Source organism: Streptomyces sp. NPDC102406 (assembly GCF_044765725.1).
In the GTDB taxonomy this organism is placed as follows: Bacteria; Actinomycetota; Actinomycetes; order Streptomycetales; family Streptomycetaceae; genus Streptomyces.
Genome location: NZ_JBIWKP010000011.1, coordinates 98,832 through 122,850 on the forward strand (window position 1 = coordinate 98,832; position 24,019 = coordinate 122,850).

At 69.1% G+C, this 24,019-nt stretch carries 19 protein-coding genes and 1 pseudogene; 13 read left to right on the forward strand and 7 right to left on the reverse strand.

Going from position 1 to position 24,019, the window contains the following annotated elements; all coding sequences use genetic code 11:
• Positions 1 to 157: 157 nt before the first annotated feature.
• The gene (locus ACIRF8_RS31725; protein WP_404220424.1) at positions 158 to 1,159 is read right to left on the reverse strand and encodes a peptidoglycan-binding protein; all 1,002 of its coding nucleotides are present in this window, start codon (positions 1,157 to 1,159) and stop codon (positions 158 to 160) included.
• A 1-nt stretch (position 1,160) separates the two neighbouring features.
• On the reverse strand, positions 1,161 to 1,307 hold the full coding sequence (locus ACIRF8_RS31730; protein ID WP_404220426.1) for a hypothetical protein: 147 nt from the start codon (positions 1,305 to 1,307) through the stop codon (positions 1,161 to 1,163).
• Between the two features lie 296 nt (positions 1,308 to 1,603).
• On the opposite strand from ACIRF8_RS31730, the gene ACIRF8_RS31735 reads away from it, so the two are divergent.
• A complete protein-coding gene (locus ACIRF8_RS31735) occupies positions 1,604 to 5,443 on the forward strand; it encodes a hypothetical protein (RefSeq protein ID WP_404220428.1) in 3,840 nt (1,279 codons plus the stop codon).
• Between the two features lie 465 nt (positions 5,444 to 5,908).
• The gene (locus ACIRF8_RS31740; RefSeq protein WP_404220431.1) at positions 5,909 to 6,349 is read left to right on the forward strand and encodes a DUF6010 family protein; all 441 of its coding nucleotides are present in this window, start codon (positions 5,909 to 5,911) and stop codon (positions 6,347 to 6,349) included.
• Positions 6,350 to 6,645: 296 nt separating this feature from the next.
• Here the strand turns inward: ACIRF8_RS31740 and ACIRF8_RS31745 are convergent, their stop codons facing one another.
• Positions 6,646 to 7,179, reverse strand: a complete 534-nt coding sequence (locus tag ACIRF8_RS31745) for an EF-hand domain-containing protein (RefSeq protein ID WP_404220434.1) — start codon at positions 7,177 to 7,179, stop codon at positions 6,646 to 6,648.
• 329 nt (positions 7,180 to 7,508) lie between these two features.
• Here ACIRF8_RS31745 and ACIRF8_RS31750 point away from each other — a divergent pair, with 329 nt between their 5' ends.
• From ACIRF8_RS31750 to ACIRF8_RS31760, 3 genes are all read left to right on the forward strand, one after another.
• Entirely contained in the window at positions 7,509 to 8,264 is a 756-nt protein-coding gene (locus ACIRF8_RS31750; protein WP_404220436.1) for a (5-formylfuran-3-yl)methyl phosphate synthase, read from the forward strand.
• A gap of 77 nt (positions 8,265 to 8,341) precedes the next feature.
• Complete coding sequence (locus ACIRF8_RS31755; RefSeq protein WP_404220438.1) at positions 8,342 to 9,445, forward strand: NAD(P)-dependent alcohol dehydrogenase; 1,104 nt, start codon at positions 8,342 to 8,344, stop codon at positions 9,443 to 9,445.
• Positions 9,446 to 9,488: 43 nt separating this feature from the next.
• Positions 9,489 to 10,382, forward strand: coding sequence for a class I SAM-dependent methyltransferase (locus tag ACIRF8_RS31760; protein WP_404220440.1), 894 nt, complete (start codon positions 9,489 to 9,491; stop codon positions 10,380 to 10,382).
• Between the two features lie 608 nt (positions 10,383 to 10,990).
• Here ACIRF8_RS31760 and ACIRF8_RS31765 read toward each other — a convergent pair.
• On the reverse strand, positions 10,991 to 11,452 hold the full coding sequence (locus ACIRF8_RS31765) for a spore-associated protein A (RefSeq protein WP_404220442.1): 462 nt from the start codon (positions 11,450 to 11,452) through the stop codon (positions 10,991 to 10,993).
• Positions 11,453 to 12,163: 711 nt separating this feature from the next.
• Here ACIRF8_RS31765 and ACIRF8_RS31770 point away from each other — a divergent pair.
• The 4 genes and pseudogenes from ACIRF8_RS31770 (at position 12,164) to ACIRF8_RS31785 (ending at position 14,407) form a co-directional block, all read left to right on the forward strand.
• Positions 12,164 to 12,700: a hypothetical protein gene (locus ACIRF8_RS31770; protein WP_404220445.1), complete on the forward strand. Its 537-nt coding sequence runs from the start codon at positions 12,164 to 12,166 to the stop codon at positions 12,698 to 12,700.
• Between the two features lie 221 nt (positions 12,701 to 12,921).
• A pseudogene (locus ACIRF8_RS31775) lies at positions 12,922 to 13,179 on the forward strand (hypothetical protein); the annotation flags it as partial.
• A gap of 9 nt (positions 13,180 to 13,188) precedes the next feature.
• Entirely contained in the window at positions 13,189 to 13,887 is a 699-nt protein-coding gene (locus ACIRF8_RS31780) for a helix-turn-helix transcriptional regulator (protein WP_404220447.1), read from the forward strand.
• Between the two features lie 31 nt (positions 13,888 to 13,918).
• Positions 13,919 to 14,407: a DUF3291 domain-containing protein gene (locus tag ACIRF8_RS31785; RefSeq protein WP_404220449.1), complete on the forward strand. Its 489-nt coding sequence runs from the start codon at positions 13,919 to 13,921 to the stop codon at positions 14,405 to 14,407.
• Between the two features lie 954 nt (positions 14,408 to 15,361).
• Here ACIRF8_RS31785 and ACIRF8_RS31790 read toward each other — a convergent pair.
• Positions 15,362 to 15,949 (reverse strand): TetR/AcrR family transcriptional regulator, encoded by a 588-nt coding sequence (locus ACIRF8_RS31790; protein ID WP_404220451.1) that lies wholly within the window; start codon positions 15,947 to 15,949, stop codon positions 15,362 to 15,364.
• Between the two features lie 161 nt (positions 15,950 to 16,110).
• On the opposite strand from ACIRF8_RS31790, the gene ACIRF8_RS31795 reads away from it, so the two are divergent.
• From ACIRF8_RS31795 to ACIRF8_RS31810, 4 genes are all read left to right on the forward strand, one after another.
• Entirely contained in the window at positions 16,111 to 17,025 is a 915-nt protein-coding gene (locus ACIRF8_RS31795; RefSeq protein ID WP_404220453.1) for an alpha/beta fold hydrolase, read from the forward strand.
• 430 nt (positions 17,026 to 17,455) lie between these two features.
• Complete coding sequence (locus ACIRF8_RS31800) at positions 17,456 to 18,790, forward strand: hypothetical protein (protein ID WP_404220455.1); 1,335 nt, start codon at positions 17,456 to 17,458, stop codon at positions 18,788 to 18,790.
• Positions 18,791 to 19,135: 345 nt separating this feature from the next.
• Positions 19,136 to 19,936: a hypothetical protein gene (locus ACIRF8_RS31805; RefSeq protein ID WP_404220457.1), complete on the forward strand. Its 801-nt coding sequence runs from the start codon at positions 19,136 to 19,138 to the stop codon at positions 19,934 to 19,936.
• A 637-nt stretch (positions 19,937 to 20,573) separates the two neighbouring features.
• On the forward strand, positions 20,574 to 22,100 hold the full coding sequence (locus ACIRF8_RS31810; protein ID WP_404220460.1) for an RICIN domain-containing protein: 1,527 nt from the start codon (positions 20,574 to 20,576) through the stop codon (positions 22,098 to 22,100).
• 58 nt (positions 22,101 to 22,158) lie between these two features.
• On the opposite strand, the gene ACIRF8_RS31815 is transcribed toward ACIRF8_RS31810, so the two are convergent.
• Both ACIRF8_RS31815 and ACIRF8_RS31820 read right to left on the reverse strand, forming a co-directional pair.
• Complete coding sequence (locus ACIRF8_RS31815; protein ID WP_404220462.1) at positions 22,159 to 22,656, reverse strand: hypothetical protein; 498 nt, start codon at positions 22,654 to 22,656, stop codon at positions 22,159 to 22,161.
• Between the two features lie 38 nt (positions 22,657 to 22,694).
• The gene (locus ACIRF8_RS31820) at positions 22,695 to 23,792 is read right to left on the reverse strand and encodes a hypothetical protein (RefSeq protein WP_404220464.1); all 1,098 of its coding nucleotides are present in this window, start codon (positions 23,790 to 23,792) and stop codon (positions 22,695 to 22,697) included.
• Positions 23,793 to 24,019: the final 227 nt, after the last annotated feature.

The window sequence follows — 24,019 nt, forward strand, 5'->3', positions numbered from 1 at the left end:
TGGGTCGACTGTCGTAGCGGGGGTGCCCAATGTCTTTGTCCTTACTGGCTTGGTGAGTTGAGGATCTTGGGTGTCGAGGGTCGGCGAGGTTGAGCTGTGCCCGGGCCGGGAGACCGCGTCAGCGGTGGCTGTGGCGGTCTCCCGGTCCGGGCGCTCGCTAGAAGGCGCCGTCGTTCAGGGCCTTCTGCAACAGGCGCGTGGTGTCGGCCCCCCACTCGCCGTCGGTGGCCGCGCCCAGGTGACCCTGGAGAGCCGTGACCGTCCTCGGACCGACGACACCGTCCTGCTCCACCTTCAGATAGCGCTGGAGCGCGGTGATGGTGAGCGGCCCGAACGCCCCGTCGACATCGAGTCCGACCCGCATACGGCTGTTCAACGTCCGCTGGAGCGCGGCGCAGGTGGCAGGTCCGAACTCGCCGTCGACCTCGAGAGCGCCGGTGGCGACGAGAGCGGTCGGCCGGATCGGCTTGCTGCGCCCGGCAAGGGCCGCCTTCATCATCGCCGCCGACTTCGGCCCGTACTCGCCGTCCACCGTCAGGTGGTGCGCCGCCTGGAAGGTGCGTACCGCCTTGTCGGTGGCGGTCCCGAAGTCACCGTCGACGGTCAGCTTGGCTTTCTGCACCGTGTTCAGGTTCTTCTGGAGCGTCTTGACGGCCTGCCCCTTGGAGCCCTTGCGCAGGATGCCGTCAGTGCTCGGCATCGGAGCGCCGCCGCTCTTGTACGCGGGCCGTCCGTAGCCGACGACACAGGCCGAGTTGCGCCGCCGGCGCCGGAAGGCGTCGGACGTGTTGCCCTCCAGCGTGGTGATCGTACGGTTGGAGTGCACCGCCTCGACGATGCCGACATGGTCGATGGCGCCGATGGAGCGGGACCCCGACCAGTCGAAGAAGACGACGTCGCCCGGACGGATCCCACCGATCCCGTAGTGCCAGCGCCCCTTGCTCTGGAAGGCGCGGGCGTGGGCGACGGTGTAGGCGAACTTGCCGCCTATCGCGGACAGGTTGTCGGAGTGAGCGGCCGCGTAACTGACGGCCATGTCGCACCAGGCGCCGGAGAATCCGTACCACTTGGTGACCAGGTTGCGGTTCGAGCCGGGCGGGTGCTCCGTGGTGCCAAGGAGCCTGCGGGCGGCGGTCAGCATGCCCTGTACGTTGCCCATGTCAGACCTCCACGTCTTCCGTGAGCACCTGGACATCGCCGGTCACGATCGCTTCGGGGCTCTGGCTGACGCCGCTCTGGTCGGGGTCCACGTCGAAGATTCCCGCACCGCCCACGGGATAGGGCGGCACCTGTACGGGCTCGGTCATGAGAGTTCCTTCCTGTCGCTGTCTCGTGGTGCACGTGTGTCGTGTGTGCCGGCCGGCCCGCCGTGCGGACGGCCAGCGGTGAACGGCGCCGGACGGTGCCGCTCGACAACGACTTCACCGTGCGCCGGATTGATTAGCAGCCCTGGTTCGTGCAGGTAATCAACCCGGCAAGCGCCAAAAACGGTCTGGCCGTACGCCGAGGAGCGCCTTAGCGTGGGCGCCGTTCGACAACCCGATCGACCACCGGGACGACAATCGGAACGACCACCGAGTGACTGGCAGGGGGACAGGAACAGATGGGGCGTCCTGAGAAACCGTTCGACGCGGACGCGGGGCCGGTGCAGCGGTTCGCGGCGGAGTTACGGGCGCTGCGCGCCGAGGCGGGCGGGCCGACGTACCGGGCGATGGCACAGCGATCGTCGTATTCACCGCCCGCGCTGTCCCAGGCGGCGGCGGGCGAGCGGCTGCCCACGTGGGCGGTGACCGCGGCGTATGTGACGGCATGCGGAGGGGACGCCGCCGCATGGGAGAAACGGTGGCAGGCGGCGGCGACCGAAGTCGCGGCCGTACCGCGAAAAAAGGAGTCCTCCGCCGAGTCGCCCTACCGGGGCCTCACCCGATTCGAACCAGGCGACGCCGAAGTGTTCTTCGGGCGGGACCAATTGATCGACGATCTCGTGGAACTGACCCGCGAGCACCGCTGCGCGGTCGTGCTGGGTTCGTCCGGCAGCGGGAAGTCGTCCCTGCTGCGCGCCGGCCTGGTCCCCCGGCTCAGGCAGACGAGCGAGCCCGGTCTGCGCCCCGCCGCTATACGGATCCTGACGCCCGGAGCACACCCGGCCCGTACCCACGCGGACCGACTGCGCCCGGCCGAGGGTGCGGGTGACACGTTGGTGGTGGTGGACCAGTTCGAGGAGGTCTTCACGCTCTGCTCGGACTCGGCCGAACGCGCCCGATTCATCGACCTGTTGCTCACGGCCGGACAGCGAGGCAGCCGGCTGCGGCTGGTACTCGGCGTACGAGCCGACTTCTACGGCCGCTGCCTCGAATACCCGGAGCTGGTGCGGGTGATCGGCGATGCGAGCGTGCCCGTCGGCCCCATGAGCCGCGACGACCTGCGCCGTGCCGTCGTCGGGCCGGCCGGGGTACGCGGACTGACCGTGGAGCGGGCCCTGACCGCACAGTTGGTGGACGAAGTGGCAGGCGAACCGGGAGGTCTGCCCCTGCTCTCGCACGCCCTGCTGGAGACCTGGCACCGGCGCTCGGGCAGAGCTTTGACTCTGCGGGCCTACGAGGCCGCGGGCGGCGTGCGCGGCGCTATCGCCCAGACCGCGGAAGACGTGTACGACACACTCACCGACGCCCAGGCGACCCTGGCACGCCGGATCATGCTCCGCCTGATCGCACCCGGAGACGGCACCGCCGACACATGCCGGCCCGTGGACCGCTCGGAACTGCGGACGGCCGCAGGCGTTCACGTTCACCCCGGACCGGCGCAGGACGACCGCCTGCCCGCCGACCCCGAACACGATGCCGTACTCGACCGCCTCGCCCGTGCCCGCCTGATCATCCTTGACGGAAGCACGGTGCACCTCGCACATGAGGCGCTGATCACCGCCTGGCCCCGGCTGCGCGGCTGGATCGAGGAGGACCGCCACCGGCTGCGCGTCCTGCGCCGCCTCACCCAGGCCACGGCCCTCTGGGGCGAACTGGACCGGGACGCGGGCTCGCTGTACCGCGGAGTACGGCTGGCCGAGGCGGAAGAAGCCTTCGGCGACTCGGACCACATGGGTCTGACACCCGATGAACGCGAGTTCCTGGACGCGTCCGTGGCGGCCCGCACCCGCGAGCGCCGACGACAGCGCACCGTGGCCGGCTTCGCGTCCTTGCTGCTCGTACTCACCCTGATCGCGGGCGTCGTGGCCTGGCAGCAGAACCGGACAAGCGAACACCGGCGCGTCGATGCCGCCGCCCGCCGCGCGGCCACCGCGGCCGTCGACCTGCGCACTTCCGAACCGCGCACCGCACTACAGCTCAGCGTCGCCGCCTGGCGGCTCAGCCCCACACCGGAAACCCGTTCGGCGCTGCTCGGCGCGCTGGGCCAGGACGAGTTGCCGACCTTCACACCGTCCACGGAATCCAAGAGCACCCTGCGGCTCAGCCCCGACGGCCGCACGCTGATCGACGTCGGCAAGCGGCGGGTCACGCTATGGGATCTCCGGACCCACCGACGCACCGGCACCTACAAGGCCCCCCGCATCAACGACGCCTCATCCGAAATCATGGGCACCAGCGCGGACGGGCGCTACCTGCTCGTACCCACCGACGAGGGCAGCCAACAGCGCCTGTGGGACATCCGGGCCGCCCACTACCAGGGGCGCCCCATCGGTCCCCCCGAGCAGGCCGCCGACCTCGCCGCACCAGCCGACGCACCTCTGGCGCCGTCAGACAGCCTCACTGTCCAAAGCACCGAACTCAACGGGCAGAGCTTCAGCAACAAAGCCCTCGTCACCCAGACCGATGACCGTATGGACGTGTGGGACCTGCGCTCAGGACGGCATCTGCTCTCCCGGAGGTTCCCCGGCATCGGCACAGTGGCCGGCAGCGACGTCAGCCCGGACAACCGACTGCTGGCCCTGTGCACCACACGCGGTGTGCTCCTGTGGAACATGCGCACCCACCGCCGCGCCGACACAGCCTGGCGGAGCCGACGCACCTGCGGACCGGACAACGGGTTGCAATTCACCCCGGACGGTCGCTACCTGGCCGTGGAAGACGCCTACGGACTGCGGAGACTGACCGCCTCCACCGGCAAGGAGCTGCCCCGACTCCACCAAGTGGGGCCGCAGGAAGTCCTGTTCACACCGGACGGGCGGTACGCGGTGAGCCGGGGCTCCACCGACATCCTCATCTGGCGCCTGGACCACCCGGAGGCTCCCGTCTTCCGCCACCTCGTGACCGAGGGCGACCCCACGGATCTACGTATCGACGCGCACGCCCACGTCCTGCGCTACGTCGAGCAGGCGCCCGGCAACAAGAGGACCGTCCACGCGCTCGACGTGAGCGCGGCACTGTCACCGAACTGGCGCGCCCAAGCCCTACGGCAGACCGTCCTCAGCCAGGACGGCAGCATGCTCGCCGTCCTGCGCCAGGAGAGGAACACCCACCGCCTCAGCCTCTTCGACGGACGCACAGGCCGCCATTTGTCGGACGCCCCGTCTCCGGCCCCGCCGCCCGGCGACGACGCCGACCTGTACGAACCGATCCTGTCGCTGAGCGCGGACGGAAGCCGTCTCGCCTACGGCTCCGGCCGCCTCGACGACTTCGGTACTCCTCAGGGCATCACCGTCTGGGACACCCGGCGCCACCACCGGCTCACCGAGCTGCACACCGATGAACCCGGCTCGTTCATGACGTTCGCACTCTCCCCCGACGGCCACGAGCTGCGCACGGCAGACGGCGAGGCGGGCATCATCGTCCGGAACGCCTCCAACGGCAGAAAACTGCGCACCATCGGCGCACAGGACGAAGGGGACGACTCCGGGACGGGCACCGAGGTGGGGACAGCCGCCGCCGACGGCCGCACCCTGCTGATGAGCGACGGCGCCTTGATCACCACAGCGACTGGCGGGACCCGGCATCTGGCGGTAGGGGACTGCGCCTGCGTATCCGCGCTCAGCGACGACGGCGCACTGATCGCCACGACGGATCTCTCCGGCCGCATCACCCTGTGGGACGCCCGACGGCACACCTCACTCGGCATGCTCTCCGGCGGCCTGTCCGACGGTGCACCGGGAGAACGCGAGGAGATCACCGCTCTGGCTTTCTCACCCGACGCGGCCACCCTGGCCGCCGCCGGATCGCACGGCACGCTCCGGTTGTGGGACGTCAACTCCCGTCAAGAACTGGGCACCGGCCTGCCCACGGCCGGCGACAACATCGTCTCCCTGGCATTCTCTCCGGACGGCGGGACGCTGCGCGCGGCGGGCACGCACGTGCTCCTGCAGTCCTTCGACATCGCCCCGGAGGACGCGGTGACCGCACTGTGCCGCCGCACCACCGGAGCCTTGTCTCCCACCCACTGGAACACCTACGTCAGAGACATGCCGTACCAGCGGACCTGCGAGGGGTCGTGAACACATCGAAAGCCAGACTGCTCTTAGAGGTCCGTGTGACAGCGGTGTCCAGCGCGGCCTTGTCCTGGCTGAAGGGCGCGCGCTGCTCACCGGCAGCCGCGCGTTGGCATTATGCCGTTGCAATGTGTCACTGGAGCCACTGGGCGAGCACCCAGGAAGCCGGTTGACTTCGGGGTGTCCCGATGGAGAGCGACGCCGAAGGAACCCCACACCCATGCACACCCAGGCCGTCCTGTTCGATGGCTTCAACCCGCTGGTCACACCGTCTGGCGGGCGCAGGATTTAACGCCAACCGCCCTCTGGGCCCGGCCGTCGGCGTACGGACCCTCCTGACCCTGCCCGTCGGCGTACGGACCCTCCTGACCCTGCCCGTCCGGGATCGCGCTCGGGGCGAGACGTCGGTACTCGCGCTGCGACAGCTCGGCCGGGGTGATTCCGCCCGCCCCAGGAAGAAGTCATGCCCTCATGAACCTTGTGTCACCAGTGATCGTCGGCCTCGTGTACTGCCTGCTGATGTCCCTGATCAAAGAACCGTACCGCCGCCACTTCAACGCGATCATGGTGGGCGGAGCCGGCGCCGCCTATCTGAGCGGGGGCGGCTTCGGCCCGTGGGAGCTCCCATTCGTCGCGCTCACGGCCTACATCGCCTACCGCGGCCTGGACTCCTGGACCTTCATCGGCGTCGGCTGGCTGCTCCACACGGCCTGGGACATGGCCCACCATCTCAAGGGCCATCCGATCCTGCCGTTCTACCACGACGCGTCTTTGGCATGTGCCATCTGCGATCCGGTCATCGCCCTGTGGTGCTTCCGCGGAGGACCTTCCCTGATCGCGCTCGTCCGCCGCCGGTTCCGGCCCGGCCGGACGGTAGATCACGCGCACGAGCACGTGTCTGCCGCCTCCTGACCGGACCGCACCACATCCGAAGGCCAGCCTGTGTACCGGATGCTGTCGGTCGACGTGGACGATGAGGCGGTACGCATGGAAGCCCGAAGCACGGTGGCCGGGCCCGGTGGTTGATCCGATGGCCCCACATAAGCGGGAATCGCAGATAGGAGCTGCGAATGAGTCGAGGTCAGTTCCCACGGCCAGGCGGGGCGTCGGCGCAGGCGTCGGCGTCGACCGCAGGAGCTCGGTCCGTCGGCCGTATCGACGAGTCAGCCCCACCATCTGCTCGGGCAGTCCCCGGCCGTGTCATCGGATCAGGCAGAAGTCCCGACCGCCAACAGGTCCGCGGGCACACCACCCTTGTCCGGGGCGTAATAGTTCTTGATCTCGGCCTCCCAGACGTCCACCCGGATCCGATCCTCGGCATCGGGTTCGAACGCGTCGAAGAGGGCCTCGATGTTCGCCAGTTCGAAGCCGACGCCTCTCATCATGCCGATGAAGACCGGCCGGGTGACGGTGCCGCTGCCGTCCACGTCACCGAAGCGTGCGAACCCGGCCGCGAACGCGTCGACGGCCCTGTCGAAGCGCTCCGGCGACAGGACGCACGCCTGGAACTCCTCGTACGTGATCCGGCCGTCGCCATCGGCGTCGAGTTCCCGGACCAGCGTCTCCCAGTACTGCTGGAAACTGGCGCGCATGGCCCGGGTCCGTGCCTCACTGGCGTCGGGCACCGACGCGGCTACCCGATCGCTCATGAGCGTGAAGTCGTCGGCCTCCAAGACCCCGTTGCCGTCGGCGTCGAACAGGGTGAAGACCAGTTTCACACGTGTGACTGCTTCGGAACGCATGTGTGTTCTACCTTTCTTGCGGCCAGGAGACGGCTGGTGTGCCGACCGAGCAGTAACTATGCGGGCGCCGGGCTCCGGCGTCCCGAGAAGAGCGGCCGCTCAACATAAAGAGTGAAGTCGGCGTCGCTCCGGCATGCATGGCACGGAAGGCGGTTGAACCGGCGCGCACGGCGCACTCGCCCCGCGGGTGGCACCTCCCCCACATGCAACGCGCCCTACCGGAGGTCGCGGGCTGCCGCTGATGATGAGCGAACCGCACCAGACGTCAGCACGTTCGCGCGCCCTACCCGTTCTCCGGGCATGTGGTGCTGCGCGGAAAGGAGTACACGTTGTTACTTCTGATCTCCCCGGACAGCGTCGAGGAAGCCATCGAGTGCGCGAAGGCGGCGGAGCATCTCGACATCGTCGACGTGAAAAAACCCGACGAGGGCTCACTCGGAGCGAACTACCCGTGGGTCATCAAGGAGATCCGCGGCGCGGTCCCCGCCGCCAAGCCCGTCTCCGCCACCGTGGGAGACGTCCCGTACAAGCCGGGCACGGTGGCCCAGGCGGCGCTTGGTGCGGCGGTCTCCGGAGCCACCTACATCAAGGTCGGGCTCTACGGGTGCACGACGCCCGAGCAGGCCGTCGAAGTCATGCGCGGTGTCGTGCGGGCGGTGAAGGAGTACAGACCGGACGCCTTCGTCGTCGCATCGGGTTACGCCGACGCCCACCGCGTCGGCTGCGTCAACCCGCTCGCTCTGCCCGACATCGCCCTGCGCTCCGGCTCCGACGCGGCCATGCTCGACACCGCGATCAAGGACGGGACGCGCCTCTTCGACCACGTGCCGCCGGAGGTCTGCGCGGAGTTCGTACGCCGGGCCCACGAGGCCGAACTCCTCGCCGCCCTCGCGGGCAGCGTGAAGGTGGACGACCTCGGGACGCTGACCCGTATCGGCACGGACATCGTGGGCGTGCGCGGGGCGGTCTGCGAGGGCGGCGACCGCAACGCCGGCCGGATCGAACCGCGCCTGATCGCCGCCTTCCGGGCGGAGATGGACCGGCACGCCCAGGAGCACGCCGCTGCCGCCGTCGCCGCGGGCTGACGGCCGACATGTCGACAGGGCTCGGTGCCGGGACGGTGGGGCGCGACGGTGGATCGATGCGGTCCGAGGGCGGATCGATGAGGTTCGACGCCGCGGTCCTGCGCTCTGTCGAAGACCGGTTCAGCGTCGAGGAGGTGTTGCTGCACGCGGGTCCTGCCGACGACGAGATCCTGGTGCGGATCGACGGCTGCGGAATGTGCCGTACGGATCTCGCGGTCCGGCGCTCGGCAGGCCGCTCGCCGCTGCCGGCGGTCCTCGGCCACGAGGGGGCCGGAACCGTGGTGGAGACCGGCGGACCGCACACCGGCCTCAGCAAGGGAGACCATGTCGTCCTGAGCTATGACTCCTGTGGCCACTGCCCGAACTGCCTGAACGCCGCCCCCTCCTACTGCGACTCCTTCGCCGCCCTGAACCTGTTCGGAGGGCGCGAGGAGGACGCCACCCGGTTCACCGACGGGGCGGGAAGGGCGCTGGCCCCACGCTGGTTCGGCCAGTCCTCGTTCGCCGAGTACGCGGTGGTCCCGGCCCGCAACGCCGTACGGGTCGATCCCGCCCTGCCCGTCGAACTACTCGGCCCCCTCGGCTGCGGCTTCCTCACCGGTGCCGGAGCGGTCCTCAATTCCTTCGGCGCCGGGCCCGGTGACACCGTAGCCGTCTTCGGCGCGGGAGCGGTCGGACTGGCGGCGGTCATGGCCGCCACCGCTTGCGGCGCGGCGACCGTCGCCGTCGACCGGCACCCCGAACGGCTCGCTCTCGCGGAACGCTACGGCGCGACAGCGCTGCCCGTCACCACATCCGGCCTGGCCGCCCGTATCCGACAACTGACCGACGGCGGTGCCCACTTCGCCCTGGACACCACGGCCGCCCCCGCGCTGATCAACGACGCGCTCCGGTCCCTGCGCCCGACCGGCCGCCTCGGCCTGGTGGCACGGCTGCACACCACCTTGCCGATCGAACCGGGAACACTGGACCGCGGCAGAACGATGTCGCACATCTGCGAAGGCGACGCGGTCCCCGGTCTGCTGATCCCACGACTGATCGGTATGTGGCGGGCAGGCCGGTTCCCGTTCCACGAGCTCATACGCACGTATCCCCTCGCCGACATCAACGAGGCCGAACGCGACTGCGAAGCCGGCCGCGTCGTCAAACCCGTCGTGCTACCGCAAGAGCGGAACCGATGAGCACGGCACCCGTCCATGCACGGCACCCGTCAACGGAGGACATGTGGTCGCGCCCACACATCACGACACCGGCGTCGAAGGAGGAGTAGGAGCGACCGCGCTCCTGGTCGCCGCCGCACGAGCCATCGAGACCCACCGCCACGACGCCCTGGCCCACGACGTCTTCGCCGAACACTTCGTGCGCGCCGCCCCGGCGTCCGTCGGGTGGCCGACCCGCTTGGAACAGGCGCCGGGCGGGGACGCGAACCCACTGTGGGGCCGTTTCGCGCGCTATTTCGGCCTGCGGACCCGGGTCCTCGACGACTTTCTCCTCCGGTCGGTGCACACGGCCGGTGCCCGCCAAGTCGTGCTGCTGGGCGCGGGGTTGGACACGCGGGCCTTCCGACTCGAGTGGCCCGTCGACACCGTCGTCTACGAGATCGATCGGACGGAGGTGCTGGCCTTCAAGCACCAGGTGCTCGACGGACTGCCGGCCACCGCCACGGCGGCGCGCGTACCGGTTCCGGTCGATCTCCGCGGCGACTGGAGCACGGCACTCACCGACTCCGGTCTCGACCGAGCCGCCCCGAGTGTCTGGCTGGCGGAGGGGCTGCTGTTCTATCTCCCCGCCGACACCGAGACGTCTCTCATCACCGCGGTGGACCGGCTGAGCACACCCGGCAGCGCGCTGGCGTACGAGGTCAAACTCGAACCGGACCTGCTGACCTATCGCGACAGCCCGCTCTACACCGCGACGACCCGGCAGATCGGCATTGATCTGCTCGACCTGTTCGCGAAGGAGCCGAGGCCCGACTCCGCGGGCGTCCTGGCGAGCAAGGGCTGGTCCACGTCGATGCACACGCCCTTCGACTTCACACACCTGCACGGACGTGGCCCCCTGCCCGAGGAGAACGACGCCTTGGCGGGCAACCGGTGGGTGTTCGCGAACAGGACGTAAGGCGGACGGTTGACGGGCGGACGGCGGATGGCCGGGTTCCCGTCCGGCTGGCGACGCCCAGGAGGAGGCAGAGCGGATGCGCCGATGATCGCGTGGACCGGCGCCCTCGTAGAAGCGCAGGGTGGTCGCCGGCGCGCCGGACCGCTCGGCGAACTGGAAAATCCGCATCATGCTCACACTTCGAAGGCAGACCTTCGCCCCAGGTCGAAGGTCAAGCCCGAACCCGCGCGCTCGTCGGCGCGGATACGGCACCCCCGATCCGGTTCGGGCCTCACCACGTCCGAAAATCCGCGCACTTGCGCGCTTCGCCGTGCGGTGTCCTGGAACGTGAGGAGGGTGGCACGGCCGTGCAACTACGGTGAAGTGAGGTGAAGTGAGGGGCAGACAGGGCCGACCGCGCTGAAGCTTCTCCCCAGTCGGCCCCGCCTCAGAGCGCCGATACCGCGGAGGGTCGGCGCCCGCCAGCTCCCCCCTTCACGCCGACGCGGTACGCGGCCACGCGGAGTGGGAGCTGCTGCGGCCGTCCTGGCACCAGACTCCGGCTCGGTGCGCGCAGGGGCGCCCGCACGGAGTTCGGCTGTCCCCCAGGCTCCCCGGCCCGTCATGGTTCAACGGATGCGCGCTTCACAGTTCGTCCAGTTCTTCCCCGCGACCTCACCGTTGATCTCGCCGCGCGAGCTCATGCACATCCCGCGGCCGTCGAGGAAGACGGGCCCGGCGTAGCTGGTGTAGTAGCCGTCGTCGATGACGTCGGCGGTGTTGGTTCCCAGCCCCAGCGAAGCGACCATGTGTACGGCGGCGCCTTTGGCCGCGCGCACGGTGACCACGCAGTTCTCTCCGGTGGTGGCGCTGTAGGTGAGGTACACCGTGCCGAGTCTGCCGATGTCGGCGGAGTTGACGACGGCGTAGCCCGCGCCGCAGGACCCGTTGTAGACCGCCGCCCCGGCTGCGGCCTTGACGGTCGCGGTGGGCGCGGTGAGCGGTGTGGCGGCTGTAGCGGTGCCGCCGGCGAGCCAGGCCGCGCCCAGTCCCGCAGTGGCCACGGCCATGATCCGTCCAAGAGCGTTCATTCTTCGTTCCCCCGTGAATCGATGCTTTCCCTGAAAGGCGCGGGCAAGTCACCCGCACCATGTGTCGTCAGACCCGGCACCACGGCGTGCCGTTGCCCTGAGAGGCGCCTCTGTGACAGAACCGGGACAGCCGGTGCGACGCGGTCGAGGGAGCGGCGGCCGTGGCATCCGCACCAGTCGGGCGAGCAGCGCGAGTTGGAGACTCTGGATCAGCGCCTTGACGCCCGATGTTGTGCAGGGTTCAGGCGGCCCCGCGTAGAGAATGTTCGCCGACGTCACCAAGCAGTGCCCACCCCAGAGCCGCAGGGCCAGGCAGATCCGGGCGGCACCCGGCGCACCGGCCCTCGCCTCCAGCTCCAGCAACGTGTCTTCTCGTGGTACCGCGCCACGGTCTCGCTGCGGAATGGCAAGGGACCCGGTCGCACCTCATGCTTGCGCGACGCTCGTCTGCGGTCATCGAGGCCGTCCGCGCGCCGCGAGTCCGCGGCCCCCGCCACCCACTGCGCGTACCGGGCCCCGTCGGTGAGCGCCTACGCGACCGCACCCGGTGCATCACGGCCCGCACGTGCGCCGATGCGCGACAGAAGACGCCAGGCAGTACTGACGCCGAGGGCACGGTCGGCCCGATCGTGCGGGCCCGGCCGAAGTGACAGGAGTCGTTCCGGTCTGTACGGCCACTTGTGTCCTATGACGACTTCGACGGAAACCTCCATGCGCGGCGCGGAACTCGCGAGCGGCAAGTTCGTCGACTACACGGAGGTGTTGTGGATGGACATCATCCTCAACCTCACCTGGCTTCTGGCGGTCCTCGGTCTCTTTTCCTGGATCACCTGGGGATTTCTCGAACGTCGGCACGGCATCCGCGGCGCGGTGCGCAGGCATGAGGCCAAGGGCGGAAGCACGCCCGGGCGCCGGGTGACCACCCGGACCGTGCTCGCCGTGCTCTCGGTGGTCGGCTCTCTTGTGCACGTCGGCTTCGGGATCGCCTTGTGGGGGCGCTCCGGTGAGCAGGGCGACAGTGCGGGGCTGCTCGTGGTCTTCGGCGGTCTCTGCTTGGCGCTCTGGATGTTCGCCGGGGTGTTCTGGCGGCCGCGTAGGTGGCGTGATGTGCCGGAGGAGCCGAAGGGCGGGCCTGCCGAGGGCGCCACAGACTCGGGCAGGAAAGTAGCCACGGGCAGGTTCGCCACAGGTGTCGATCCTGCTGGGTCCCGCTCGGCACAGGACACAACTCCCCACCGCCGCACCTGATGTTGTGTGGAAGCGGGGTGCTTGCGCCTCGACTGGATGCCGGTGTCCGCAGCGGCAGCCGCGCCGTCCTCGCCGTGTAGGCCCAACACTCCTGAGGGCACACCCGCGGGACCCAGTGCCTGGCTGCACTTGAACCGGCGGACAACCTGTCCCGCATGTCCTTCCTCGATCCTGCGGGCCGCAACTTCTCCACGGCCTGGGATTGAACAGCACAGGCCACTGTCGCCGACCTTCGCAAGGTGACCGTCTTCGACCCGGACCCCCCACGGCTGCGCGAACTCCTCCGAACCCTCACCGAGGGCAACCCGGACTTCAACCGTCTCTGGGCAGCCCACTCCCGTGGTCGTCGGCGGTTAAGCACTTCGTGCACCACTGCATCGGCGCCGGTGCCGATGCCGATGCCGATGCCGATGCCGATGCCACTACTGCTCCTCGTACCGACTGAACGTATCTCTACCGCCTACCTGCGTTGTTCATAGAATGGCCGGGTGGAGGACATCGACGCGATCGCGGCCCTGCAGGATTCGGTACGGCGCCGCCTGTACGAGTATGTGGCGGCACAGGGCCGTGAGGTCGGCCGCAATGAGGCGGCCGAGGCCGTCGGGGTGGCACGCACGCTGGCCGCGCATCATCTAGACAAGTTGACAGAGGTCGGACTACTGGACAGCGGGAGCCGTCGCCTGACGGGCCGTTCGGGGCCGGGGGCCGGCCGCCCCGCCAAGGTGTACACGCCCGCGCGGGCCGAGCGGTCGGTGTCGCTGCCGGCCCGCGACTACCGCACGCTCGCCGAGTTGCTCGCCGAGACGGCCGAGCAGGCGGGCCTCGACGCCCGGCTCTTCGCGGCGGCGCGCCGCCGGGGAGAGGCGGAACGCGGTACCGCGGCACCCTGCGGTGGCTTCGATGAGGCCATGGAGATGCTGACCGCGCGGGGCTATGCGCCCTACCTGGAGAGCACCGAGAACGCTGAGAGCGGTGAGGCGGCCACTGACACATCCGCCTCGCGCCTCCTCCGCATGCGCAACTGCCCCTTCCACGTCGTAGCCGACCGCTTCCCGCCGCTCGTATGCGGGATGAACCTGGCGCTTCTTGAGGGCTTGCTCGGCGCGAGCCCCGTCAGCGCCCGAATGGACGCCCGTCCAGGGGATTGCTGCGTGGTGATCGAGGAGTCTAAAAACAACAAGCATTGACATAGAAAAGAGCCGCATGCTGGGATGAGGCATGACCTCACCCCAACATGCCTTCCACCTGGCCGAGTTGAACGTCGTCACGCTGCGCCACTCCTTCGACGACCCGCGCATGGCGGACTTCGTCGAGCAGCTCAACCCGGTCAATGCCGCCGCCGACGCTGCGCCGGGCTTCGTATGGCGGCTCGTGGCGGACGGGGCGGACGACGCCACCGAACTGCGCCCGGCCGGCGAGGACGTCGTCGTCAACCTCTCGGTGTGGGAGACCCAGCAGGCACTGTGGGACTTCACCTACCGCAGCGGGCACCTGGAAGTGATGCGGCGTCGACGCGAATGGTTCGACCGGCACGTCGAGGCGCACATGGTGCTCTGGTGGGTACCCGCCGGGCACATCCCCACCATCGAGGAAGCGCTGGACCGGCTGGCGGCGCTGCGGGCCGACGGCCCGTCCCCGCACGCGTTCACCTTCACCTACTCCTACACGTCGGAGGAGGCCGCGCGCCCTCTTCCAGCGGTGCGCTGACCGCCGGTACGGTCATGGCCGCGACGGTTGCCCGTGAACAGTGACCAGTAACCAGGCACCGGGAGCGGGCGATACCCGAGGGCCCCTCCCGGAGAAGCAGCACGGTGCCCTGCCCGGGGCGCGGATCCGCGTTGAGGACCAGCAGGAGGTCGACGGCACTGGGCTTCCCGTACGCCGCTTGGGCACGGATGTTCTCCAGCGGGAGGACGTAATTCTCGACACGGCGCGGGTCTGCGGTCAGATCGGGCACTGCCTTCTGCGCCCGACGGCCCGGACGGCGTGGACAGCACCGGCCTGCGTCGGCGGGAAGCCGGCGTCGGCTGCCCGAGGCTCATGCTGGCCGCCTGGCACTGCGCACTGGAGGCGTGGACCTGATCGGACGCCACGCAGCAAGACCGCGCGGCACTCATCCAGCACATGCACAACGCCTTCTCGGTCATCCCAGCGGTCGCGGCAGCGGCAGTGGCAGCACAGGACAGTTGAGGGGACAGGGCGATGCCCGCGAGGCCTGTGACGATGTTGCGGACTGCGAAGCCATCGGGACAGTCGTCAAAAGGTGACTCCGAAACACTCGCCATGAGCGCCGGGTCGGTGACGGCACTGTACGCCCGGGGCCGGAAAGGAGAGCCGCCCGATCGAGCGATACGTCGGCTCGTCGCTGTGCCGCGCGGGGCCCGCATACCTGCGCGGTGGCCGGGCACTCGGAGTGCAGAGCCCCGCCGTGTCTCCCCCGTCGCGGCGGGGTTCTTTGTGTGTTGACGGCACAGCAAGAAGGCGCCCCGGAGTCTGGGCCGTCGGCATCGAGATGCATCGATCAGGCCGCCTCGCGGAGCCGCAGCCATTAGAGAGGGTTGCCTGCCCCCACCCGGTAGGCCCTTCGGCCAGGGGCGCGTACAGCGGTTTCTGACTTTCCCCCAGCGTGTGCTCCATGCACGCCAATCTGGGGGCTGGAGACTACGTAGCTGTCGCCGCCCGGGAGAGCGCGTCGAGGGTCACGCCCACGACGGCCCGCAGTTGCGACGGGCTCGCCCCGGCCCGGCTCATGACGGCGAGGGACTGGTTCACGGCGGCCACGTGGTCGGCGAAGGCCTCGGCCTCCTGGTCGGCCAGCCCGCCCGCCGTCAGCGCGGTGCGCAACCGCGAGCGCTGGAACCCCAGTGCCTCCTTCGCGCGGGCCGCGACGGCGTCGCTCAGTACCGGGATCGCCATGGCCGACTGGGCGACCAGGCAGCCGTCCGGCAGTCCGGGATCGGCGATGCGTGCGAGGGTGACGTCGAAGAATGCCCGGACGGCCGCGTGCGGATCCGCGGCCGCATCCGAAAGGGCCTCGTCGTACTTGTCGCCGTAGCGCGCGGCATAGCGGTCCAGGCAACGCAGGAAGAGCGTGTCCTTGTCGCCGAGCGAGGAGTAGATGGAGCTGCGATTCAGGCCGGTCGCCCGGGACAGGTCGTCCAGCGAGGTGTCGGCGTAACCGGCACGCCAGAACTGGATCATCGCGGCGTCGAGTACCACGTCCATGTCGAACTGCTTCTTGCCTGCCACAGGCACTTCCTTGCCGCTGCGTCGATGATCCCTGCCGAGCCGTGCTGTGCGACACGACACCGTGCTGTGTGGCACGGCACCGTGCTGTGTGGCACGGCACCGTGCTGTGTGGCACGACCCTATCTTGAATCGATCAGTTCAAGAAGTGTTACCGTCCCAGCATGGTCATGTCCCGGAGCAACCCTGTCCCCGAACTCCCGCTGCTCGACCTGGCAGGCTTCACGCACCGCTGGGTCGACGCCGACGGCGTCCGCCTGCACGCGGTCGACGGCGGCCGGCCGGACGGCCCGGCCGTCGTCCTGCTCGCCGGGTTTCCGCAGAGCTGGTGGGCGTGGCGGAAGGTCATGCCCACCCTCGCCGACCGGTTCCGCGTCATCGCGGTCGATCTGCCTGGCCAGGGCCACTCAGAGCGGCCGGAGCGCGGCTACGACACGCACACGGTCGCCGCGCACGTGCATGCCGCGGTGCGGGCGCTCGGAGTGTCGACCTACTGGCTGGCCGCTCACGACATCGGCGCCTGGGTCGCCTTCTCCCTCGCGCTGCGTTACGAAAGCGATCTGCGCGGGGTCGCCCTGCTCGACGCCGGCATCCCCGGCGTCACTCTCCCCGACACGATCCCCACCGACCCGGAGCGGGCGTGGAAGACCTGGCACTTCGCGTTCCACCTCGTGCCCGACCTGCCCGAGACGCTGCTGACCGGCCGGGAGCGGGAGTACGTCGGCTGGTTCCTGAAGGCGAAGTCCCACTCGCCCGACACGTTCGAGGACGCCGAGATCGACCATTACGCGGCCGCCGTCGCCGCCGAAGGAGGGCTCCGCGCCTCCCTCGCCTACTACCGGGATGCCGCCGAGTCGGCCCGCAAGAACCACGAGGCGCTCCAACGGCAACACCTCGCCCTGCCCGTCCTCGGCATCTCCAGCAGCCATGGTTCCATCCCGGACATGGCGGCATCCCTTAGCCCTTGGGCCGACAACACCACCGGCGTCGTCGTGCCCGACGCCGGACACTTCATTTCCGACGAGCAGCCCGGCGCCGTCGCCGCCGCACTGACCGCGTTCGTCCTCGACGGCGACTGACACCGGGCGAACGCCGTTCAACCCGGCACCGCACCGGCCGGGGCCGGGTTGAGGCTGACCGGTCGGCAGTCCGCAGAGCCCGGCGCCGGTTCAGCGGCAGACGGTGTTCCGAAGCGGCGATGCGGCGGCGGAGACGGCCGGGGCGAGCGCAAACCTCGTACGGCCACCGAACCGGACCGCTCGGAGATAGCGGCCCTCAGGACGGTCGGTCCTCCACGGTCGGTCCTCCACGGTCGGGCCGCTCCGGCTGGCAGCACGGCACATTTGAAGTGCTCCCCGCCTTGGGCCCAGTGCGTTCCGCGGTCCGCTGGCTTCCGCTGGCTCGCGCCACGTCATAGCCACGGCGCCGTACAACCCTCTACGCAGCCGGATCGTCTCTCTTCGCGGGCGGTCCGATCCGGCCGCGCCTCCCACCACCACAGAGGACGCCATGAGACTCCCCGCCCGTGTCACGGTCGCGGCCGCGCTGACCGCCCTGGTCGCACTCGGTCCCCTCGGTGCGCACGCGTTCGCCGACGAACCGGAGAGCGATCAGCTCTGGCTCAACACCCCCTACGAGCTTTCGCTCCCGGCCGGGGGCACTCAGAGCCCGGGCGAAGCACGGGTGTTGGACGTCGGGCTCTACCATGACAACGCCGACGCCGAGGTGGTCGACGGCCGGGTGCACGTCGACGCCTCGGGGATCGCCGCCGTCGCCGAGATCGAGTGGCCGTCGAACTGCGCACCCACCGGCCCCACGGCCGTCTGCTCGGTGCCCGCCGTCAGCAACACCGGTGACGCCGACGACATACGACTCACGGTGCGGGCGGCACCCGGCGCCGCGGCCGGCGCGCGGGGCACCGTCCGCTACTCCGCGACCGCGACCGGCGGCCCCGACGGTACCCTCACCGCCTATGAGCAGGAGACCACCGTCTCCGTGGCCGCCGGGCCCGATCTCACTCCGGTCGGCGTGCACGACGTCGAACACGCCGTGCTCGGCTCCTCCCTCACGCAGCCGGTGGCGGTCGTGAACCGCGGCACCGAGGCCGCACACGGGTTCACCCTGGAGATGAACGTCCCGTACGGCCTGGACTTCGACGCGCGCCGGCCCGAGTGCCAGTACCGCACCACAGGCGGCGGGAACGCGCCGATCACCTTCGCCACCTGCACCTACGACACGGTCCTCGAACCCGGTGAGACCTTCGCGCTGCCCGGCGGGGTCGGACTCGCGGTCCGCGAGCACGCGATGGACGAGCGGTTCGGCGTGAACGTCACGCTCGGCGGCGGCGCCACCGACATCGACACTGGGAACGACTCGGCGTACGCGGCCGTCCGCGCCGACAACACCGCGGACTTCCGGGTCCGCGGCGCCACGGTCCGGGGCGCGGCCGGTGAGACCGTCACCGCGCGCCTGCGCTTCCGCAACACGGGCCCGGCGTGGGTGGCCAACCTCGGCTCGGGCGATCCGGTGGCCTCCGTCGGCTTCGTCGTGCCGCGGGGCGCAACCGTCACCGGCTACCCGGAGGAGGAGTGCCACCCCACCACCCTGGCCGGTGAGTACTACGAGGGCACGACCGGCGCCCCGCGCTACGCGTGCTCGCTGCCGATCTGGGCCGCCCCCGACGCGGTGCGCGACTTCGCCTTCGCTCTGCGCGTCGACACGGTGCTGCCCGGTGCGACCGGAGCGGTCACGCTCACACCGCCCTATGGCGACACCTTCCCGTTCGACCCGAAGCCGGGCAACAACAAGGCGAAGGTCGTGCTGAACCCGGGAGTGAAGCCGTAGGCGCCCGGGGTGCGGCCGTCTCGGTCAGAGGGCCTTGGCCAGGGCCCCTGCCGATCCGGTCCGCGCCCAGGGTAGTTCGCGTGGCATGCCGCTGATCGGGTTCGTGTAGATCGAGCAGTACAGGCCGGGCACGACCGCGACCGGGCCGACCAGGCGGGAAGCCGAGCGGCTCGGAGCTGGGCCATCTGTGCGGTTGGCGTGCGGGGCTTTCCGGTCCAAGGGGCGTCGCTCGTTCGGGTGCGAAGAGACGTTTTTGCTGCTGCGTGCGGTGTCCGGTGCGGGAGATGATTCCGGCGCCCCGTGCACGGGGACACACCAGCCGTCGCGCCCTGCAGGAGTTGCTCCGTGGTCCTTGTCATCGTCGTCGCCGTAGCAGCCCTGCTGGCCGGACTTGCCGCCAACCGCTACTTGCGTCCCCTCCTGCTGAGTGAGGACGACGACACCGGCATGGCCGTCAAAGACCTCGTGGGCCCACTCCTCACACTGACCGTGCTGCTGCTCGCCTTCGTCCTGGTCACTGCCAACAGCTCCTACGGCAAAGCCGAGGTCGCCGCCCGCGGCGAAGCCCGCGCCGTCGACCAACTCGTCGAGGCCGCCGAGTACGCCCCCGCGAGGCAGCGGGCCGAAGTGCAGGCCGACGCCGTCTGCTACGCCCGCGCGGTACGCGCCAAGGAATGGCCGGCCATGGCTGACGGCAACAGCTCCACGGCCCCCAGCGTCTGGTCCACCGACCTGCGGCGCGTCTTCCGCGAGGTACAGGACAAGCCCGTCTTCGGAATGCTGGTGGCCGCCGACAACAAACGCTCCGACGAACGCGAGGAACGCCTCACCCAGGCCACCGCCAGCATCCCCAGCGCCATCCTCTGGTTTCTCCTCTCCACCCTCGTCATCACCGTGATCGCCCTCGGCGTCTGCCTGCCCCGGCGCAACAACCGCGGCCAGATCACCACCCTGGTCGTCATCACCGCACTGCTGACCACCACCCTGTGCATCATCCGCGACGTCGACCGCCCCTTCGGCGGCATCATCGACGTCCAGCCCACCGCCATCACCAAAGTCGAACACCAGGCCAATCGCGACTTCCTCGCCCGCCACAGCGCCGATGAACTGCCCTGCGACAACGACGGCACCCGCCACAACGCCTGACCAGCACCAACTCCCGCCACCGCAAGCACCTGACGGGCGCCCTGATCGGCCAGCCAACGCCGCGCCGCCTCCACGGCTCGCATCTCCATTCGGGGAGTATGGCAAGCCTCGCGTGACCCGCACGCAACAGCCCGGCCGGGACCACCGTGGTGCCGTACCGCCGCCACAAGGAGAGGGCCTGCCCGACCGGGAACAGGCCCCACAAGTCGGCGTCCGCGTCGAGCACGCCTTCGCCCGGATGCCGACCTGGAAAATGCCGTCGTCTGCCGACGGCCGACTGCGAGACGACTGAGCGCAGCACGCGATGCACGGCATCGCTCGCCTGCACCGGCGGTGAGGGCGCGCCTGTCCGGCGTCCAAACTGCGTGGCGGGAGTGCGCGCCGCCTTCCAGGCTCAGCCTGGCCGGATCGCAGAGCGCCACCTGTGACAGAGCCAGTTCGACGACAGAATTCGTCCGTATCTGGCAACTCCTGCGTGCTGGTTGCCCGTTCGGAGGGTGCCGTCCCGTCGCTATCCCATTAACACAGTTCGCAAACCACCCGCTAGTGGACTTGCCGCCGCATATGCACTTGTGACTTTCTGGAATCAGTAAGAACCGTGTGTAGCGGTCGATCGGGGACCGTGAAGGGATGACCGATGAGTACTGCTCAAGCACCAGCGGCGGATGACGAGTCCTCCGTCCCCCCCATCAGCACGGTCGCCGGGACCGGGGTGGCCGGGTTCAAGGGAGAGAACGAGTCTGGCGCGACAGCTCAGTTGAACCGTCCGTACGGGATCGCGGTGGACGGCAACGGCACTCTCTACTTCTGCGACTTCGGCAATCACCGGGTCCGCAAGATCACCACAGACGGGAAGATCAGCACGGTCGCCGGGACCGGCGCCGCGGGCTTCCGCGGTGACGGCGGACCTGCCCGCTCGGCCCAACTGCACAATCCGCGTGAGGTGGTGGTGGACGCCGGCGGCACGCTGTACGTCACCGATTCCAGCAACCACCGGGTGCGCAGGATCACCGCGGACGGGGTCATCAGTACGGTCGCCGGGACCGGCGTCGCGGGCTTCGGTGGTGACGGCGGACCCGCCGTCTCCGCCCGGCTGAACCTCCCGTTGGGGATCGCGCTGGACACCACCGGTGCCCTGTACATCTGTGACTACAGCAATCAACGGATCCGCAAGATCGCTACGGACGGGACGATCAGCACGGTCGCGGGGAGCGGGGTCGCTGGATTCAAGGGAGACGGTGGCCCAGCGGTCTCAGCTCAACTGAAGAACGTGCATGGGGTGGCGGTGGGCCAAGAGGGCGACCTCTACATCGCCGATTCCAGTAACAACCGGGTCCGTAAGGTGACGGCCGACGGAACGATGAGCACGATCGCCGGGACCGGCACCGCGGGCTACAGCGGTGACGGCGGTCCCGCTGCCTCCGCTCAGTTGAACTTCCCTCTGACCCTGGTGGCGGACAGCGGCGGCGCCCTCTACATCTCCGACCACAGCAATCAACGCGTCCGGAGGATCGGCGCGGACGGGAAGATCAGCACGGTCGCCGGCACCGGTGCCGCGGGCTTCAGCGGCGACAGCGGCCCGGCCACGGTGGCCCGGTTGAACAACCCGCGCGGGCTCGCTGTCGACTGTGTCGACACCCTCTACATCTCCGATTTCGACAATCACCGGATCCGGAAGATCAGATCAGCGAGGCTGGCCGGGCTGCCCGACGCGGGCACCGTGGTCTGCTGGGCCAACGTACGCAGTCGGTTGCGTATGGGGGTCTCGCGCGAGTCCGTGAAGGACGGGGCCGAGGTCCATCAGTCGCTCGCCGTCCGCCGCGACCACCAGCGGTGGCGGTTGCTCGCGGCGGGCCAGGACGACGGAGACATCCTGTACCGGATCGAGAACGTGCGCAGTGGCAAGGTCCTGGAAGTCGTAGGAGCGGGGACAGCGCAAGGAGCGGCCGTCGCGCAGCGCGCCTATGAGGGGGGCGACGCACGCCATCAGCAGTGGAGGCTGATCCCGGTGGGCGCGGTGGCCGACAGCCCGCGCGTGTACGAGATCGCCAACGGGCACAGCGGCCTGTTGCTGCGCGTGGAGTCCAACGGTCCAGCGGCGGTCACGCAGTTCGGGGCGGAGGGCGACCACCGCGGCCGGCAGTGGCAGTTGCTCCCTGTATGAGACATGAGCGAGGGGTTCAGGGACGAGGACGTCCCTGAACCCCTCGTCATCCGGAAGGCTACTCGGAGCGGCCCGGCTTCTCGGCGGAGGCCTTGGGCGCCTCGGGCTTCTTGGCCTCGGCGGCCGCCGGCTTGGGCTGCATGCACTCGCTCTTCTTCGGCATGTCATCCAGGTCCGCGGGCTTCTTGAGGCCGCTGTGCCCCGTCACCGTCGCACTCGACTCCTGCATGCCGCCGGCCGCCGCCGCGGACACCGAGCTGGGCTGCTGGGCGTACTGCGCCTGCGCGTCGGCCGATGCCTGCGTGCTGTGGATGAAGGAGCCCAGAAATCCCAGGATCACCCGTGCTTCGGGTGACTGCTCCTGCACGATCTTCGCCCGGGAGGTGGCCCCATGGATGCCGTGCGTGTAGAGGCTTGTGGTCGTGTCGTCGTAGGTGCCGTCGTCGGCGTCCTCGAAGTCGATGTCCGTACCCGGCCGTGGTTTGCCCTGGTCGGGGATGACCGAGAAGAGGCCTGTGCCCTGGCCTGCGAAGCGGAAGATGTTGTCGAACACCATGATCGTCACCTTTGGTCGTGGCGGAGCCGCACGCGTGGTCAGGGCCCCTTGTACAGATCGCGCTCGCTGTCGGTCAGGTTCTCGCCGTCGAACATCGTGTGGTGGACCTCCAGGGCGGAGACGACCTCGGCCAGTCCCTGCATGCGGAAGCCGCCGTCCGCCAAGCCGATCTCGTTGATGTCGCGGGCGACCAGCCGCTCGAGGCCGGGGTAGTCACCGGGCTGCGGGGGTGACAGCACCTTCACCGGCACCGCGTACTCCACCGCGAGCAGACCGGAGAAGGTCACCGGGATCTCGTACGTGTACTGCTTGCGGGTCCGGCGCTGGGTCACGAGGGTCTCCACACGAGAGCCCGGCGGGACTTTTCCGGAGATCTGGGATTTGGAGGCCCAACTGGTGTTCAGAGAACCGCCGACGGAGGCCGCGACCCCTTGCGCCAGCGCGGCGTTGAGCCCGGCGGTGCCCGATGCACTGCCCGTGGTCGTGAATGCTGTCGATCCTGTTACCGAGCCCGTCGCGGTATTCGTCATCCCGTTGGTCATACCCATGTCGACGGCGTTCGCGTTGTCCACGCCCACGCTGTCCTTGCTGTTCTTGTTGGTCACCGTGTTCGAGTTCTTGTTCGTCATCTCGTTCTTGAGCTGAGCCTGTAGCTGCGCCTGGAGATTCAGCCCCAGTTGTAGCTGCAGTTGCAACTGAAGCTGCGCGCTGACATTGCCGCCGAAAGTTAGTTTGGTGTCTCCCGAAAGAGACCAGGTGGCCCCGTTCGACACGGTGAAATCGACCGAGTCGACGAAAGTCATCTCGTCCTTGCCGCGATTGACGTAGGTACGCGACGAGAACGTGTCGGGTGGGGGCTGGGCGATGTCGCGCCGCTCCTCGATCAGCGGTTCCCCGAGGTTCATGTAGGCCAGCCACCCCAGATCGAACGCCGGCTTCCCGGTGAAGTCGCCGAACCGCAGCTTGTTCACGGAGAATCCGACGGGCTTGTGCTGCACGCCGTAGTCGTCGACGAAAACCAGACTGGGATGGCCCAGAATGGCATCTTGAGCCTGCGCGATGCCAAGTTCGCGCAAGTTCTTCTTGGTCAGTGGCTGACGCTTGGCCCGTTCCAGGTTGTACGCGTTGGAAGGCAATGTCTGTCCTCGGCTGATCCGGTCGAAACCCCGCACGGTGATGTGGGAACAGGCGGACTACGCACACGTTCCGAATCGAAGCTAGCACGGACCCTATTTGCCGAGAAGACCCATTCACGGTCAACGCTCAATCGAGTGACGAGGAATTCTCGCCAGCCTCAGGAATCACACGCCATCTCTCCGCAATTCACGCCCAAGGGTGGTGTAGCTGGAATCCCGCCAGCTTT

What these genes read in the sequence shown, in the direction of transcription:
- ACIRF8_RS31725 (WP_404220424.1), bottom strand. Translation starts at nt 1,159, where the DNA reads ATGGGCAACGTACAGGGCATGCTGACCGCCGCCCGCAGGCTCCTTGGC.
- ACIRF8_RS31730 (WP_404220426.1), bottom strand. Translation starts at nt 1,307, where the DNA reads ATGACCGAGCCCGTACAGGTGCCGCCCTATCCCGTGGGCGGTGCGGGA.
- ACIRF8_RS31735 (WP_404220428.1), top strand. Translation starts at nt 1,604, where the DNA reads ATGGGGCGTCCTGAGAAACCGTTCGACGCGGACGCGGGGCCGGTGCAG.
- ACIRF8_RS31740 (WP_404220431.1), top strand. Translation starts at nt 5,909, where the DNA reads ATGAACCTTGTGTCACCAGTGATCGTCGGCCTCGTGTACTGCCTGCTG.
- ACIRF8_RS31745 (WP_404220434.1), bottom strand. Translation starts at nt 7,179, where the DNA reads ATGCGTTCCGAAGCAGTCACACGTGTGAAACTGGTCTTCACCCTGTTC.
- ACIRF8_RS31755 (WP_404220438.1), top strand. Translation starts at nt 8,342, where the DNA reads ATGAGGTTCGACGCCGCGGTCCTGCGCTCTGTCGAAGACCGGTTCAGC.
- ACIRF8_RS31765 (WP_404220442.1), bottom strand. Translation starts at nt 11,452, where the DNA reads ATGAACGCTCTTGGACGGATCATGGCCGTGGCCACTGCGGGACTGGGC.
- ACIRF8_RS31770 (WP_404220445.1), top strand. Translation starts at nt 12,164, where the DNA reads ATGCGCGGCGCGGAACTCGCGAGCGGCAAGTTCGTCGACTACACGGAG.
- ACIRF8_RS31785 (WP_404220449.1), top strand. Translation starts at nt 13,919, where the DNA reads ATGACCTCACCCCAACATGCCTTCCACCTGGCCGAGTTGAACGTCGTC.
- ACIRF8_RS31795 (WP_404220453.1), top strand. Translation starts at nt 16,111, where the DNA reads ATGGTCATGTCCCGGAGCAACCCTGTCCCCGAACTCCCGCTGCTCGAC.
- ACIRF8_RS31800 (WP_404220455.1), top strand. Translation starts at nt 17,456, where the DNA reads ATGAGACTCCCCGCCCGTGTCACGGTCGCGGCCGCGCTGACCGCCCTG.
- ACIRF8_RS31810 (WP_404220460.1), top strand. Translation starts at nt 20,574, where the DNA reads ATGAGTACTGCTCAAGCACCAGCGGCGGATGACGAGTCCTCCGTCCCC.
- ACIRF8_RS31815 (WP_404220462.1), bottom strand. Translation starts at nt 22,656, where the DNA reads ATGGTGTTCGACAACATCTTCCGCTTCGCAGGCCAGGGCACAGGCCTC.